Annotated in this window: 15 protein-coding genes; 7 read left to right on the top strand and 8 right to left on the bottom strand. The window is 68.8% G+C overall.

Translation table 11 applies throughout. The features are described 5' to 3' along the window. Nucleotides 1-149: 149 nt before the first annotated feature. On the top strand, nucleotides 150-1,916 hold the full coding sequence (locus tag DDZ18_RS11670; protein ID WP_109253565.1) for a sensor histidine kinase: 1,767 nt from the start codon (nucleotides 150-152) through the stop codon (nucleotides 1,914-1,916). A 1-nt stretch (nucleotide 1,917) separates the two neighbouring features. Beyond that, complete coding sequence (locus DDZ18_RS11675) at nucleotides 1,918-2,688, top strand: LytR/AlgR family response regulator transcription factor (protein ID WP_158272149.1); 771 nt, start codon at nucleotides 1,918-1,920, stop codon at nucleotides 2,686-2,688. A gap of 203 nt (nucleotides 2,689-2,891) precedes the next feature. Here the strand turns inward: DDZ18_RS11675 and DDZ18_RS11680 are convergent, their stop codons facing one another. Beyond that, nucleotides 2,892-3,524 (bottom strand): helix-turn-helix domain-containing protein, encoded by a 633-nt coding sequence (locus DDZ18_RS11680; protein WP_158272150.1) that lies wholly within the window; start codon nucleotides 3,522-3,524, stop codon nucleotides 2,892-2,894. Between the two features lie 223 nt (nucleotides 3,525-3,747). Between DDZ18_RS11680 and DDZ18_RS11685 the strand changes: the two genes are divergently transcribed. After that, on the top strand, nucleotides 3,748-4,539 hold the full coding sequence (locus tag DDZ18_RS11685; RefSeq protein WP_109253568.1) for an SDR family NAD(P)-dependent oxidoreductase: 792 nt from the start codon (nucleotides 3,748-3,750) through the stop codon (nucleotides 4,537-4,539). Between the two features lie 663 nt (nucleotides 4,540-5,202). Here DDZ18_RS11685 and pgeF read toward each other — a convergent pair. The 6 genes from pgeF to DDZ18_RS11715 all read right to left on the bottom strand — a co-directional run bounded on the left by pgeF (nucleotide 5,203) and on the right by DDZ18_RS11715 (nucleotide 11,234). Then, on the bottom strand, nucleotides 5,203-5,994 hold the full coding sequence (gene pgeF / locus DDZ18_RS11690; protein WP_233245822.1) for a peptidoglycan editing factor PgeF: 792 nt from the start codon (nucleotides 5,992-5,994) through the stop codon (nucleotides 5,203-5,205). Nucleotide 5,995: 1 nt separating this feature from the next. Continuing rightward, entirely contained in the window at nucleotides 5,996-7,444 is a 1,449-nt protein-coding gene (locus DDZ18_RS11695; protein ID WP_109253570.1) for a protein adenylyltransferase SelO family protein, read from the bottom strand. Between the two features lie 44 nt (nucleotides 7,445-7,488). After that, nucleotides 7,489-8,421, bottom strand: coding sequence for an alpha/beta hydrolase (locus DDZ18_RS11700; RefSeq protein WP_233245823.1), 933 nt, complete (start codon nucleotides 8,419-8,421; stop codon nucleotides 7,489-7,491). Between the two features lie 65 nt (nucleotides 8,422-8,486). Then, a complete protein-coding gene (locus tag DDZ18_RS11705) occupies nucleotides 8,487-8,717 on the bottom strand; it encodes a hypothetical protein (RefSeq protein WP_109253571.1) in 231 nt (76 codons plus the stop codon). Between the two features lie 127 nt (nucleotides 8,718-8,844). Next, on the bottom strand, nucleotides 8,845-9,426 hold the full coding sequence (locus DDZ18_RS11710; protein ID WP_109253572.1) for a DUF924 family protein: 582 nt from the start codon (nucleotides 9,424-9,426) through the stop codon (nucleotides 8,845-8,847). Then, complete coding sequence (locus tag DDZ18_RS11715) at nucleotides 9,423-11,234, bottom strand: long-chain-acyl-CoA synthetase (RefSeq protein ID WP_109253573.1); 1,812 nt, start codon at nucleotides 11,232-11,234, stop codon at nucleotides 9,423-9,425. Before DDZ18_RS11715 ends, DDZ18_RS11710 begins: the two co-directional genes overlap by 4 nt. Nucleotides 11,235-11,463: 229 nt before the next feature. Between DDZ18_RS11715 and DDZ18_RS11720 the strand changes: the two genes are divergently transcribed. The 4 genes from DDZ18_RS11720 (at nucleotide 11,464) to DDZ18_RS11735 (ending at nucleotide 14,789) form a co-directional block, all read left to right on the top strand. Then, nucleotides 11,464-12,084, top strand: coding sequence for a helix-turn-helix domain-containing protein (locus tag DDZ18_RS11720; protein ID WP_269845077.1), 621 nt, complete (start codon nucleotides 11,464-11,466; stop codon nucleotides 12,082-12,084). Between the two features lie 145 nt (nucleotides 12,085-12,229). Further along, entirely contained in the window at nucleotides 12,230-12,877 is a 648-nt protein-coding gene (locus tag DDZ18_RS11725; RefSeq protein ID WP_109253575.1) for a helix-turn-helix domain-containing protein, read from the top strand. 99 nt (nucleotides 12,878-12,976) lie between these two features. Continuing rightward, a complete protein-coding gene (locus tag DDZ18_RS11730; RefSeq protein ID WP_109253576.1) occupies nucleotides 12,977-14,323 on the top strand; it encodes a globin-coupled sensor protein in 1,347 nt (448 codons plus the stop codon). A 16-nt stretch (nucleotides 14,324-14,339) separates the two neighbouring features. Beyond that, complete coding sequence (locus DDZ18_RS11735) at nucleotides 14,340-14,789, top strand: BLUF domain-containing protein (RefSeq protein ID WP_109253577.1); 450 nt, start codon at nucleotides 14,340-14,342, stop codon at nucleotides 14,787-14,789. Here DDZ18_RS11735 and cydX read toward each other — a convergent pair. Beyond that, complete coding sequence (gene cydX, locus DDZ18_RS11740; protein ID WP_109253578.1) at nucleotides 14,786-14,914, bottom strand: cytochrome bd-I oxidase subunit CydX; 129 nt, start codon at nucleotides 14,912-14,914, stop codon at nucleotides 14,786-14,788. The genes DDZ18_RS11735 and cydX overlap by 4 nt on opposite strands. Nucleotides 14,915-14,919 lie beyond the last annotated feature (5 nt).

Genomic DNA, 14,919 nt, shown 5'->3' on the forward strand with positions numbered 1-14,919 from the left:
AAGCTGCCGATCAGGACTGCTCACGCCCGTCGCGGACCGTGTCACGCCGTCGTCGCGAACCGCATCGGCTAAGCGGCGAGGGCGGCGCGTCGTGCGACGAACCGCGCGCAGCGCGACGAAACAGGCGAGCAAATGAGACGAATGGCGCGATGAACGAGATGAACGACGCCGGGCGCGTTCGGCGATCCGGATCGGGCGGGATAGACTGCACGGCGATGCTGCAATCCGCACTACAGAGCGCGCGGGCTGGTTTCCGCTCAACGCCGTCGGAAGCACTAGGCTTTCGCCCGATCCTGATTCTGACCGCCGTCTTCTGGGGCGGATTCGCCCTGCTCTCGATCGCCTACGCTTGGCCGGAAATCGTCGAGCGCCCAAGCCTGGCCTGGCGGCCGCTCGCCGGCGACGCTGTCGGCGCGGCCCTCTCGCTCGGCGTAGCGCTGAGCCTGCGCGAGACTCGGCGCTGGGATCTCGCAGCGCGTCTCGTCCTCGCCGCCGCGCTCTGCCTGGTGGCGGTGACGATCTACAGCGCCCTCAGCGCCGCGCTGATCGCACCCTACCTCGCAGCAGTCGAGGACCAGGCCGTCGCCGCAGCGCGCGTGCTGCGTTTGATGGCCGTGCACTACTGGGTGTTTGCGGTGCACGCCGGGTTGTTCCTGCTCCTCGATCAACGCGAGGCGCCAGACTCGCGCCGCAGCGAAGAGGCCAGCAGGCTGCAAGCGCTCAGACGCTCGGTGCTCGGCGCGCCGGCCGCCTACGCGGGCCTCGACGCGCGCTGGTTCTGGACGTTTCAGGCGGCGTTCTGGTCGGGAATGTTCATTTTCTCCACCGCCAACCTGGTCAACCAGGGCGACGACGCAATCAACGCTTGGCGAATCGGCCTCGCCGAGGGCGCCGGGCTGGTCGCTTCCTCGCTGACGCACTTCCTGGCGCTGCGGCCGAGCCGCCTGTGGCCGCTCTATCAGCGCGCCGCGCTGGCGCTCGCCGCGGCGATCATGATGACCGCGATCTATGCCGTCGCCATCTGGGCGGCCTTTTTCGTCGTCCTGCCCGTTCCGCGGTTCAGCCCCGAGGGTGAGGCGCTCGACACAGGCGCGCGCTTCCTGATGGCGGCGTTTCCGCGCTGGATGTTCCTCAACTTTCCGGTGTTCGTCGGTTGGTCTGGATTCTATCTCGCCCTCGACTCGGCGCGACGCCTGCGCGAGCAGGAGCGTCAGCTTTATAAGTCGATCGTGTTGGCGCAGGAAGCTCAGCTCAAGATGCTCCGCTTCCAGCTCAATCCGCATTTCCTCTTCAACACGCTCAACGCCGTCTCGACTCTGGTGCTCGACGGCCGCGCGGAGGAGGCGGAGTCCATGCTCTCGCGGCTTTCGCGCTTCCTGCGATTCACGCTCGATGCGACGCCGCGGGACCAATGCCCGCTCGAGCGCGAGATCGCCGCGCAAGAGCTATATCTGGAAATTGAAAAATCGCGCTTCGGCGACCGGCTCGTGGTCTCCATCGAGGTCGATGACGAGGTCGCCGACGCAATGGTTCCGACGCTGATCCTGCAGCCTTTGACGGAAAACGCCGTCAAGTACGCGGTGGCGCGATCGAGCGAGCCCGTACGCATCGAGATCCGCGCGCAGCGGGAGGGGGACGCCCGCCTGCGCCTCGAGGTGACCGACGAGGGCGCGACGACGGCGAGCGGTGCGATAGCGGGCGGCGCGACGGTGAGCAGCGCCGGAGTCGGTCTGAGCAATATCCGGGCGCGGCTGAACGCTCTCTACGGTGATGACGCCGAGCTGGTCGCAGGCCCTCGCCCCGAGGGCGGCTTCGCGGCGCGGATCATTATGCCGCTGAAGGTGGATGAGACCGGATCGGACACGGGGGTCGATGGCGGCGCCGAGATTGGCCGCAGCGCGACGATGGAGTCCTGACATGATGGGCGTACTGGTTGTAGATGACGAACCGCTGGCCTTGAGGCGCCTCGAGATATTGCTCTCCCGGCGGCCCTACGTAGAGCTCGTCGGCGCGGCGCGCGACGGTCAGCAGGCCGTGCGATCGGTTCGGGAGCTCAAACCCGACATCGTGCTGCTGGATATTCAGATGCCCGGACTCGACGGCTTCGAGGTGGCCGAACTCATCCGCCGCGAGGCCTCGCCGGAGGTGATCTTCGTGACCGCCTACGACACCTACGCGGTGCGCGCCTTCGAAGCCGCGGCGGTCGACTATCTGCTCAAGCCGGTCGAGATGGAACGGCTCGACGCCGCGCTTGGACGCGCCCGCGCCCAACTGGCGACGCGCGACGCCGAAGCGCGCGCCGACGAACTCGAGGCGCTGGTCCGCACGCTGCGCGGCGACGAAAGCCAGGAGGGCGGCGATCTCTGGATCCGGGAGCGCAAAGGCCAGGTGCGCATTGAAAAGAGCCGCATCGACTGGGTGGAGGCGGAAGGCGACTATGTTCGACTGCACATAGGCGAGCGATCCTGGCTGATGCGCGCGACGATGGCGGCGATGGAGAAGGCGCTCGATCCGCGTTTGTTCGTGCGCGTCCACCGATCCGCCATCGTCAATGCGCGCCGGGTCGCCTTCGCCGGCGGCGCCTCGACGGGCGGCAAGTATCTCAGGCTCGATACGGGCGTCGAGATTCGCATCGGCCGCGCCTACGAGCCGCGCGTCCGTGAGTTCATGGCCAGGCCGGTGAGCTGATCGGCCGCGCCCCGGCCGACAAGGAAAGGCGGCGACGCTTGAATCCGCAAACGCGCCGCCGCCTAGATGATCGCTGGACTGTCTCGCTTAGCGGGGAGACAACAGCAGGCCGCATTGTGCCGCCCTGCGCCACCGACTCCACCGCGGTGCGGCGAACCGACGTCGAGGCGCGGTGAATGGCGTCGGGCGCGAACTCCCCGGGCCTACCCGTCGATGTGCAGGCGAGGCGCCTCGAGCCGCACCTCGGCGCCGCCGTCATATTCACCGTCGAGACGGCGATACTCCGCCTCCTCGATCCGCCGGAACGCGGCGTGGACCGCCCAGTCGCGCTGCTCGGTCTGCAACGGCACCATGTTGGAGAACCAGAAGGCGCGACGCCCGTTCGCCTCGACCGCCCAGATCGCGTCGACGCTGAGCACCTCGCCGCTGAACAGGCCCAGGCGGGAAAGCCGCCGGGCGCGCTCCGGGCAATCCCCGCCGAGACGCCGACCCAGCCGGTCGCCCGGCTGCAACGGCTCCGCGCCGTCATCGGCCTTGCGGAACCGCTCGCTCATGGCGAGCACCGCCAGGTCCTGGTCGGCCTCGGCGAGCAATGCGACGACGTACGGGCTGTGCTCGACGAGAACGCGCACGCGCTCGAACGGCGCGACGTGGCGCGGATTGGCGAGCAGGGCCTCAAGGCGGCGCCGGTTGCTGCGACTCGGCCGGATTTCGCCGTTTTCCCAACGGGATACGAGAGCCTGGCTCACGCCAAGCTCGGCGGCCAGCGCCTCCTGGGTGACGCCGAGCCGGCGGCGTAATTGCCTCAGCTGATCTGACCAGTTCGGGAGAGACAACGGGAGCCTGGAATTGGTGAACAGAATTTACTCATTACGCGAGGAGCGGCATTGATAGCCGTTTACAACCGCCACGAAAGCAGCATGGGCCGCTGATTCATCGCTTTATTAAACCTCTACGAATGCGCGCCGCCGCGGGTTCCACGTCCGGGTGCAATCTTGCGGCCGGACGCCGAAGCGATAGGCTCCCGGGTTCGGGCGCCGGAATCATGACGGAGCAGACATGGATCTTTCAGGCAAGACCGCCGTCGTCACCGGCGGCGCCAGCGGCATCGGCGCGGCGATCGCGAGAGCCCTGCATGAAGCGGGCGCGAAAGTCGCCGTCGCCGACCTCAACGCCGAGCAGGCCGCCGCCGTCGGCGAGGCCTGCGGCGGGTTCGGCGGGCGCGTCGATGTCGGCGACGAGGACGACCTCGTGCGCTTCATCAACCGCGTCGAGCGCGCGCTGGGCCCGATCGACGTCTATGTGTCCAACGCCGGGCTCGGCGTCACCGACGGACCAGGCTGGGGCGCCGGCGACGCGGCCAACGCCAGTTGGGAGAAGTGCTGGTCCGTCAATGTCATGGCGAGCGTCTACGCCGCCCGGCACCTGGCGAAGCCTATGGCCGAACGCGGCGGCCGCTTCCTGATCACGGCCTCGGCGGCGGGCCTGCTCGCCCAGATCGGGGACGCGGCCTACTCGGCGACCAAGGCCGCGGCGGTCTCCTTCGCCGAGAGCCTCGCCATCACCCACGGCGATGACGGGCTCAAGGTCCATGTGCTGTGTCCGGAGGGCGTGCGCACGCCGCTGGTCGAGGGCATCGAGGGCGGCGCACAGGGGCTCGGCGGCTACAAGGAGCCCGAGGACGTCGCCGCCGCCGTGATGAAAGCGTTCGAAGACGAGCGCTTCCTCATCATGACCCACGAGAACACGCCCGAATACGTCGCCATGAAGGGCGCCGACCGCGACCGCTGGGTCGGCGGGATGCGCAAGCTCCGCCGCATGCTGTTGGAGAAAATGGGAAGGCCGATGTAGGGGAACCCGATCGACGGACATCGTTTTCCTGACGAATGTCAGGATCCAGAGATCGAAGGGTGCGGCGCGTCCTCTCTGGGCCCCAGCTTTCGCTGTGGAAACGCGATCGGAGGCGCTCCGGCCGGGTTGGCGCGGCGAGACGCGCGGAAGGGCCGATCCTGGGTTGGAGCGCCCCTCCCTCCTACCGCGCGACGTCCTCATCCTGAGGCGCCCGATCCCCTGCCCCTTCGAGGCTCGCTGCGCTCGCACCTCAGGGTGAGGGGATCGGGCCTCGAAGGATGGGAGGACGCACGCCCTCCGCTTGATAGGGAGGGTCGCGAGCGCAGCGAGCGGGATGGGGTGATTGAAGTCCCGGACGCGCCAAAGGCGCGATCCGCGACCTCTTCGCGACTGGCCGCCGGGAGGCCCCGGCCCTCCCTCCGGTCGGCCGGGGGTTCACGAGCTGCTCGCCCCCCGCCCGGCCGGACCTTCGGTCCGTCCACCCTCCCCACGGAGGGGGAGGGAGGGCGTTGATTTCCGGGTTTCCCGCTGAAGCTGGATTTCGGCGAATGCGCCCCCAATCGTCTCGGTCCTTGGGCTTGACCCAAGGACCCAGTCTCAGGCGCCGCGCTCTCCAGCCTGGGCCCTTGGATCAAGTCCAAGGGCCGAGCGCGAATAGGTTGATCACCCCCTCAGCCCGATGAGGCCGCACTGGCCGCCGAACTTTCCGGCGTGGCCGTCGCGGGCGGCGCGGCGCGAGGAGAAGAAGCGGGCCTCGTCGGCGAAGGTGCAGCCGGGAAGGCGCGAGACGGCGGCTTCCGGAATCCCCGCGGCGACGAGCTGACGGCGCGCCGCCTCGCCGACATCGAGCCCGGCGCCGCCCTGGCCGTCGCGCGGGCCGACGAGCGCGTCGTCGAGATCGCCGAACACGGCCTCGAACTGTTCCAGCACCTCCGGGCCGACGCGATAATTCTCTTTCGAGATCGCCGGGCCGATCGCGGCGCGCAACCTTGCAGGAGCCGTCCCGTAGGCCTCGCCCATCGCGGAGATCGCGGCGGGAATGATCTCCGCGACGATCCCGCGCCAGCCGGCATGGACGGCCGCCACGGCGGGGCGCTCGGGATCGAACAGCAGCACCGGCACGCAGTCGGCGGTCTGGGCGCACAGGCCGAGCCCGGGGCGGTCGGTGATGAGCGCGTCTCCCTCGCCCGCCGACCAGGCCGTGCGCGGCGCGGCGTCGACCTTGAGCACGTTGCGGCCATGCACCTGGTTGGCGAACACGAGCCGATCGAGCCCCAGCGCCTCGGTCACGCGGCGGCGGTTTTCGGCGACCGCCTCCTTGGCGTCGCCGCGCGACCAGGTGAGATTGAGGCTCTCATAGGGGCCCGCGCTCACGCCGCCCGTGCGCGTGGTGAAGGCGTGGACGATCCCGTCGGCGTCGAGCGTCGGGGCGCGCAGGAAATCGAGTTCGCTCACCTCACCCCTCCAGGAAGCCGACGCGGTCCCGGCCGAGATCGTAGGCGCGCCGCATCTCGGCGATGTCGGCCAGCACCTCATCGTACACCGACCAGTCGTCGGCCTCCGCGACCGGCGCCCACAGGCCTTCGACGACCTCGATCGTCATGTGCGCGGGCTCGGCCAGGCCGAAGCGGGGATGTTCGAGCCGCTCGGGCCGCACCGGCGCGCGCGCCTCGAGGCCTTCGCGGACCGGCTTGAACGCCTCGGTCTCGTAGGCGTCGGCGCGCGGGCTCTTGAGCGCCCGGCCCTGCGAGGCGCGCCCGCAGAACCAGTCGAAGAACACGCCCTCCCAGGCGATCTCCGACTCCTTCATGAAATCCAGGAGCGTCGTGACGAAGGCGGCGTCGTCCTCCTCGCCCAGCCCCGCGATCCCGAGCCGGCGCAGGAAGGCCTTCGGGACCTCGGCCTTGTAGAACTCGGGATAGGCCGACAGCGCCTCGATCAGCGAGTCGCGCTCGCCGATGGGCGCGAGCGCGCCGGCGAGCTGCTGCAGCGCCCAGAACACGCTCTCGGGCTGGCGCGCGTAGGCGTAGAGCCCGGTCTCGTCGAAATAGGCCGCGGTGAAGCCGGGCTCGAAATGCGGCAGGAAGCGCCACGGGCCGTAATCGAAGCTCTCGCCGGTGACCAGCAGGTTGTCGGTGTTCAGAACCCCGTGGACGAAGCCCGCCGCCATCCACTGCGCCGCCAGCCGCGCCGAGCGTTGTCCCACCGCGCGCAGGAAGTCCGCCGCGCGTCGAGGCCCCTCGGGCGCGGCCTCGACCTCGGGCAGGAGGCGCTCCAGCGAATAGTCCATCAGCTGTTCGACCAAGTCAGGCCGATCGAAATAGGCGTGGCGCTGGAACATGCCGAGCCGCACGTGGGAGTGCTGGAGCCGGGTGAGCACCGCCGAGCGCGTCGGCGAGGGCTCGTCGCCGCGATACAGCGCTTCCCCGGTCTCGTAGACGGAAAGGATCTTGGACGTGTAGACGCCCAGCGCCTCAAGCATTTCGGCGGCGAGGATCTCGCGCACCGCGCCCTTGAGCGTGAGCCGCCCGTCGCCGGTGCGCGAATACGGCGTCTGGCCCGAACCCTTGGTGCCCAGGTCGAGCAGCCGGCCCGCGGAGTCCCTGAGCTGGGCGAACAGGAATCCGCGACCGTCGCCGATCTGGGGGTTGTAGGTGCGGAACTGGTGGCCGTGATAGCGCAGCGCCAGCGGCTCGGCCTGGTTGTGGGGCAGCGGCTCGAAGCGGTGGAAATGGGCTTCGCGCTCGGCGGGCTTGAGCGCGTCGAGCCCCACCTCGGCGGCCCAGCGATCGTTCCAGAAGCGCGGCTCCGCCTCAGGGAAATCGGCCGGATCGACCCTGTCGCCGTAGTCCGGACCCAGCGCGGCGAAGGCCGGCTCGGGCCGGTATGCGGACGAGAACGTCATGGTGAGGAGCTAGACACCGAGAGCCGTCCGCGCAAGGCGGCGCCTCATCGCTCGCCGAGCGCCTTGGCCAGCGCCCGGCCCGCCTCGCCGATCGTCGGGACGCACTGCTTGACCAGCTTCGACATGTTGAGAAAGCCGTGCGGCACGCCCGCGACCTCGATGCGCCGCACCGGCACGCCGAAGGCGGCGAGCTTGTCGGCGTAGGCCTTGCCCTCGGCCAGGAGCGGATCGAGTTCGGCCGACACCATGAAGGCCGGCGGCAGTCCGTGGAGGTCGGAGGCGAGCAGCGGCGAGACCCGCGGGTCGGAGGCCAGACCGGGTTCGGGAAGATAGGCCTCGCGGATCTGGGCGAGCATCTCCGTCGACAAGAGCGGGCCTTCCTGCCAGCGCATCTTCTTCTTCCGGATCTCGACGAGCTGCAGCAGCGGGTAGAGCAGGAGCTGGAAAGCCGCCTCGCTCCGCCGGGCCTGGGTGATCACCGCGGCGAGATTTCCGCCCGCCGAATCGCCGCCGACGGCGAGCCGGTCGGGATTGAAGCCGTAGCCCTCGAGCCGGCCGGCCTTCACCGTGTCCCAGGCCGCCAGCGCGTCGTCGACGGCGGCGGGAAAGCGATGCTCCGGCGCCAGGCGGTAATCCACCGAGACGACGCGCACGCCCGATACGGCGGCGAGCCTCTGGCACAGCGGATGGTGGGTCTCGATCGAGCCGACCATGAAACCGCCGCCGTGAAAAAAGACGAGCCCGGCGCCGTTCTCCTCGGCGTCCCAGGGCACGTAGACGCGCGCGGCGCGCGGCCCGGCGCCGCCGGCGATGTGGATGTCCTCGACGGTCTCGACCGCGGGCGGCTCGACGTCCATGAACGGCGCAGCCTTGGCCAGCACGTCGCGCATGCCCGGCGCGGTCTTCGCCGCGCCGAACACGCCGTCGAGCCCCATGTCGGTCAGGAGCTTGTTTATGGCGGACTGATCTTCACCCATGACAGGCGTGAAATTCGCCCGAGCCGCGCCCGCGCGGCAAGCGAAGAAACCATGACCGCGCGCGTCTAGTTCAGGCGGATCGCCGCGCCGCGTTCGATCCGGCCGTCCAGCGCATCGGCGATCTCGGAGCGCAGCGCCTTCCACGCGTCGGCGCGGAACCGCTCGCCCTGCTCTTCCAGCTCCTCGACGGCGAGGTCGGCGTAGCCCAGCGCCCGCGCGCCGTGGCGGTCGACCAGCGTCCAGGCGATATGGCGGATGTCATCCGGGGTGATGCGGGAGGCGGGCGCGGCGGTCATGGAAGGCTCCGGTGATCGAACGGTCGCGGAGCCCCGAGCAAGGCGCAGGCCGCTCTCGCGTCCTTATAATTCAGTAACTTGAGCGCCCGCCATCGTGAATTCGGGATTCACAAACTGCCGGTCCGGATCATTTTGCCGGGCGTTTCGCGCCGGGCTGGTAGCCGCCGCCCTCGAGGAAGGCCCGCTCCTCGGGAGTCGACTCGCGGTCGAGCGCGGCGTTGCGGTGCGGGAAGCGGCCGAAGCGCACGATCAGATCGCGATGGGCGCGGGCGTGACGGGCCGTCGATCCCGCCGGATCGAGCCGCTCCTCGCACAGGGTCACGCAGAAATCCTGATCGGCCAGCGATTCCGAGTGCATGAAGGGCATGTAGAAGAAAGCCCGCCGCTCGACCGGGACCGCCCGGTCATAGCCCTTAGCGAGCGCGATGTGCGCGGCGGCGAGCGCGTCGCTGTCGAAGGCGAAGGCCTTCGCCGTTCCCCGCCAGACATTGCGCGGGAACTGGTCGAGCCCGAGGACGAGCGCGAGCGCGTCGTCGGGATCGTCGAGCCAGGCGCAGTCCTCGACCGAGCCGGTCCGTTCGAACTCGAACAGGGCGGCGGCGTAGCGCCGGCGCACCTCCGCGTCGAAGGCCGCGTCGACGGCGAACCAGCGCGCCGGGCCGGCGCGTTCGAACCAGAAGGCGAGGATGTCGTCCGGCGCCGGGCTCATACGCGCTTCGCGCCTTCCTGGATGCGCGCCTTGAGCGCCTCGTCCAGCTCGACATAGCTCCCTGCGTCGGGATCGTCGAACCAGATCGGCTCGGACGCCGCGGAGGGCTCCCAGCCCTCGCGGACGAGGTCGGTCTTCTTGAGCTTGAAGGTGCCGGTCGTGTGCTCCTCGGGCGTCTCCTGGTGGATGCGGATGAAGAGCGGGCGGGCGTAGTGAGGCAGCTCGGCGTGGACATGGGCGTGGAGCGCCGACAGGTCGAAATCGTCATTGACGATGAGCGCGGCCATGCCGGCCTTGCCGGAATAGTCGGCCACCTCGACGCCGTAGACATTGGCCTGGACGACGCCGGGGACCATGCCCAAGACCTCGGCGACCTCGGCGGTGGAGACGTTCTCCGACTTCCAGCGGAAGGTGTCGCCGATCCGGTCGACGAAATAGTAGTAGCCGAGCGCGTCGCGCTTCATCAGGTCGCCGGTGCGGAAATACAGGTCGCCTTCCTCGAATACGTCGCGCAGCAGCTTCTTCTCGGTGGCTTCCCGGTCCTCGTAGCCGTCGAAGCGGTAGCGCGCGTCATCGGGGCGGATCTCGCCGATCGCCTCGCCGATCTCGTCGGGCCCGCACTCGATGCACCGGCCGGTCTCGTCGCGCACCGGCGACTCGGCCTCGATGTCGAAGCGCACGAGCTTGATGTTGAAACGCCAGGCGAGATACGGGGGCACGCGGCCGATCGCGCCGGGCTTCGAATCCAGATTGATCAGGCCGACATTGCCTTCCGTCGCGCCGTAGAACTCCATGATCCGCGAAATGCCGGTGCGCTCGACGAAGCGCGGCCAGACGTCCGGCCTCAGCCCGTTGCCGATGGCGACGCGGATCTTGTGGTTCTTCTCCTCGGGCGTCGGCTCGGCGGCCACGAGAAAGCGGCACAGCTCGCCGACATACATGAACATGGTCGCGCCGTGTGCGACCGCCTCGGCCCAGAAGCGCGACGCGGAGAAGCGCCGCCGCACGATCAGCGCCCCGCCCTGCGAAAGCGCGCATCCCACGCCGCACAGCCCGCCGGTGGCGTGATAGAGCGGCAGCACCATCATCATCCGGTCGTCGGCCGTCGCGTGGGCCGAAACCGCGAAGACGCGGAGATAGTAGAGCGCGCGGGTGTGGGCGACGATCGCGGCCTTGGGCAGGCCGGTCGTGCCCGAGGTGTACATCTTCAGGCAGGGGTCCTCGGCGCGCAGATGGGCCCGCCGCGCGCGGTCCGGACGGGCGTCGGAGACGGCGGCGAGCCCGGCGTCGAAATCCTTCCCGTCGGCGAGGCCGCCCGTTTCGCCGTCCGCGACCCAGGCGGTGAGCTGCGTCTCCATGCAGGGCGCGGCGCTGGCGTAGGCCTCGGCGAGCGCGCCCTCGACGATCGCGTGCCGCGCCTCGGCGATGTCGAGGCCGTGGGCGAGCGCCTTGCCGGTGACCTGGTTGTTCAGCAGCGCGGCGATCACGCCGACCTTGGACAGGCCGTACCAGATGGCGATGTATTCCCAGCGATTGCCCATGTAGAGGGCGACGGTGTCGCCGGGCTCGATCCCCTGCGCGACGGCCCAGTTCGCCACCCGGTTGGCGTAGGCGTCGAAGGCGGCGTAGCTGATCTCGCCGTCGTCGGTGATGAAGGCCGGGCGCGACGCATGGGCGTCGACGCTCTCCTCGAGATGGTCGGGGGTCAGCCGCTCGGAATCGGGCGTGATGTCCTTGAGCTTTCCCAGCAGGCGCAAGAGCTCGGTGACATAGAACCACTCGCGCCGGACCGCCTTGAACACACCCATCATCAACTCCTGCGGCGCGACGCGCCCTTGCCGTCGCGGAAGGTACGAAGCCCGTCATGTGCGTCAAGCTGACGTGGTGACTGGTCGCATGCCGGCGCCGGCCTACTTCTGCTCTGGTGATCGAAGATTTCCCCGCTTTCCGGCGTCGCGCCGACGGCGGGGAACTTCGTGTGGGACATTCGCGCCGGCGACCCCGACAGGCGGCGGCGCCCGAGACCGGGGACGAAGCATGGACTGGAGCGGCACGCTCCGCGCGTTCAGAGCGCGCGCCAAGATGAAGCAGGAGGTCGCGGCGTCGAAGCTCGGCGTCAGTCAGGCCTATATCTCGCGGGTCGAGGCGGGGATCACCCAGCCGTCCGCCGAGGTGGCCGATCGCATCATGCAATTGCTGACCACGCCGGAGCACCGCCCGCGATTCGATCTCTGGGTGATGACCGTCGTGCATTCGCCGCATCCGATCGCGCTGCTGCGCCATCAGGACGGCGAGCTGAGGCTCCAGGCCGTCTCGCGCGGCCTGCAGGAGCTCGGACCGCCCTTCGACCGCCTCGAGCCGGGCACGCGGCTGGACGAAGCCGTCGGCATGGACGCCGAGCACGACGTCAAGATGGTTCTGGATTCCGGCCTCCTCGATGGCCGCACCGCCTGCATGGAGCTGGCGTTCACGGTCGACTGGGAGGGCCGCCGCCGTTTCTTCTCGGCGGTCTGCGTGCCGGTGCGCGACGATGTCGGCGGCTGGTACGTCCACGCCACGCCTCGCGAGATCACCGAGCGCGAGTTCGAAGCCTGGTCGCAGTCGGCCCCGGACAATATCCGCGTCCACAAGTTTCCCGAACGCGCGGCGTCGGATTAGATCCCCCGCGGTCGTCGGCCGCGCGCCGGCGCCCCCGCCAGTGCGCGGTCCGCGTCCGGGCTCCTGAAATAACTTTATGACCCGCCCTTCGGATCGCAGCCCCATACGTTGCATCCCAAATCCATTACTGGAATAAGGGTTATTCATGGATTGGGGGGAGAGACTTCGCGCCTTCCGGCGACGCACCGGAATGAAGCAGGAAGTGGTGGCCGGCCACCTCATGGTCAGTCAGGCCTACATCTCGCGGCTGGAGGCGGGCCGCGCCAAGCCGTCGCAGCAGATGCGGGACCGAATCGTGGCGCTGCTCTCGACGCCCGAGCACCGGCCCCACTTCGAGCATTGCTGCGCGACGGTTCGCTACTGTCCCGGATTCGTCGCCCTGCTCAAGGCAAGCGATTCCGAGATCCAGATCGTCGAGATCAGCCAGGGCTTCCGCCAGCTCGGCGCGCCGTTCGCATACTATCAGCCCGGCGACGTCGTCGGCCCCGAGATCGGAACCTCCGATCGGGCGCTCGAACGCCTCCGGGAGGTTGGCCTGTTCTCCGGCGAGGTCGACTGCGTGCGCACGACCTGGAGAAGCGACGGCCGAGACGGCTCGGCGTACTGGCTGGGCACCAACGTCCCGATCCGCGACGATTCGGGCGAATGGTACGTGCACAATCACAATGTCCCGATGTCGAAATCCGAGCACGACGCGTGGATCGCCGAGCACGGCGACACCATCCTGATCGTCTCTCCCGCCAACGACGAGCGCCCCTTCGAGGAAGGGCTCGGCGCAACCTCCCGAATATAAATATTTAATAACCAACTGCGCCGGGCGGAATTAACACTCGTTTACCATGAACGCCGCGACGGTCCCCCGGTCTGAAATCAGGTCTGGGGAGACCAAACAATGTCTGATGTCGCGATGAACGAGCGTCTCTCGTTCCTCGGGGTCGACGAGCGAGTCCGTGGTTCGCTCGTCAACGCCAAACCGGTCGTGTCCGCCGAACTCGCAGCCATCCTCGACCGCTTCTACGCGATCGTGCGGCGAACGCCGGAAGTGCGGAAATTCTTCAACGACGACAGCCATATCGAGTCCGCGAAATCCCGGCAGGTCACGCACTGGGAAACGATCCTCACCGGCAAGTTCGACGAGACGTACTTCAACTCGGTCCGGAAGATCGGCGTCGTCCACGCCAAGCTCGGACTGGAGCCGCGCTACTACGTCGCCGGCTACGCCCATATCGCGGCGGACATCATCAAGACGGCCGTCAATGACGCGCTGAAGGGCGGTCGGTTCAACAATCCGCAGGGCAAGGCCGACGACGTCATCGACGCGCTCGTGCGCGCGATCTTCCTCGACATGGAGCTCGCGATCTCGATCTATCTGGAAGAGAGCGAGGCCGAGGCGTCGCGCACCCGCCAGGAGCTCGCCGACACGCTGGAATCCGGCGTCGGGGAAGTCGTCAAGGCGCTGGGCGAGGCCAGCGAGTCCCTCGACCGGTCCGCGCAGAGCATGACCGCCGCCGTCGAGGACACGATCGCCCAGGCCGCCAACGCCGCGGCCGGGGCCGAGGAGGCCACCGCCAACGTCAAGTCGGTCGCCAGCGCGTCAAGCCAGATGGGCTCGGCCTCCCAGGAGATCGCCTCGCAGGCGGCCTCCCAGAGCGACACCGCCAAGGCGGCGGTCGAGCGCGCCGCGGACGCGTCGGAGAAGATCGGCGCCCTCGACGAGGCGGCCAAGCAGATCGGCGGCGTCATCAGCCTGATCCAGGACATCGCCGAGCAGACCAATCTGCTGGCGCTCAACGCGACCATCGAGTCGGCGCGCGCCGGCGAGGCCGGCAAGGGCTTCGCCGTCGTCGCCCAGGAGGTGAAGACGCTGGCCAACCAGACCGCCAAGGCGACCGAGGAGATCGGCGGCCAGATCAGCGCCATGCAGGGCGCGACCAAGGAGGCCGTCGACGCCGTCGAGGCGATCCGCGGCACGATCAACACGATCAGCGAGGCCGCCGTCGCGATCAACGCCGCCGTCGAGGAGCAGTCCGTCGCCACCCAGGAGATCGCGCGCAATTCCGAAGAGGCCGCGGCGGGCAACCAGAACTCCGCCGAAGCCGCGAGCGCGATGGAGAAGAAGGCGCGCGAAACCGGCGACGTCGCCGGCGAGGTCGGGCGCGTGTCCACCGAGGTGCGCGACCGCACGTCGGATCTCGAAACCCGCGTCGGCGAGTTCCTCAAGTCGGTCCGCGCGGCCTGAGGCCGGGAGGCCCGTCATGTTTCTCACGCGGATGATCTATCACAGCGCGCCCCGGTTCGAGACGGATTCGCTCGCGCTCGAGCAGGCGCTTGCGGAGATCATGGCGGCGGGATTGCGCAACAATCCCGCCGCCGGCATCTCCGGCGTGCTCGCCGTCGACGGCCAGCGCTTCATTCAGGTGATGGAAGGGCCGCGGGACCGCCTGTCGGAGACCTTCGCGCGCATCGGCTCCGACACGCGTCACCGCGATCTCGTCATCGCCTTCTTCGGCGAAGTCGATTCACGGGTCTTCCCGGACTGGTCGGTCGCGATGATGAACCCGATCACGCTGCCCGAGTGCGAACCGCGATGCGTCGACTATGACGCCATCACCGCCGAAGGCCTGCTCGAACGCGCCCGTCGGATCCGCGAGACGGGCGCCATCGCCGGACGCGAGACGCGTTCGGACGGGGAAAGCGCCGCTTAGCGGGCGGCTTCCTCGGAGCTGCCGTCATCGCCCTCGTCGGCGACGTGCATCTCGTGCCACATCGCGTTCAGGATCGCGAACGCGCACGCCAGGCCGAGCCCGAGCACCCAGGTGAAATACCACATTGCGC

The organism is Marinicauda salina, from assembly GCF_003122085.1.
In the GTDB taxonomy this organism is placed as follows: domain Bacteria; phylum Pseudomonadota; class Alphaproteobacteria; order Caulobacterales; family Maricaulaceae; genus Maricicauda_A; species Maricicauda_A salina.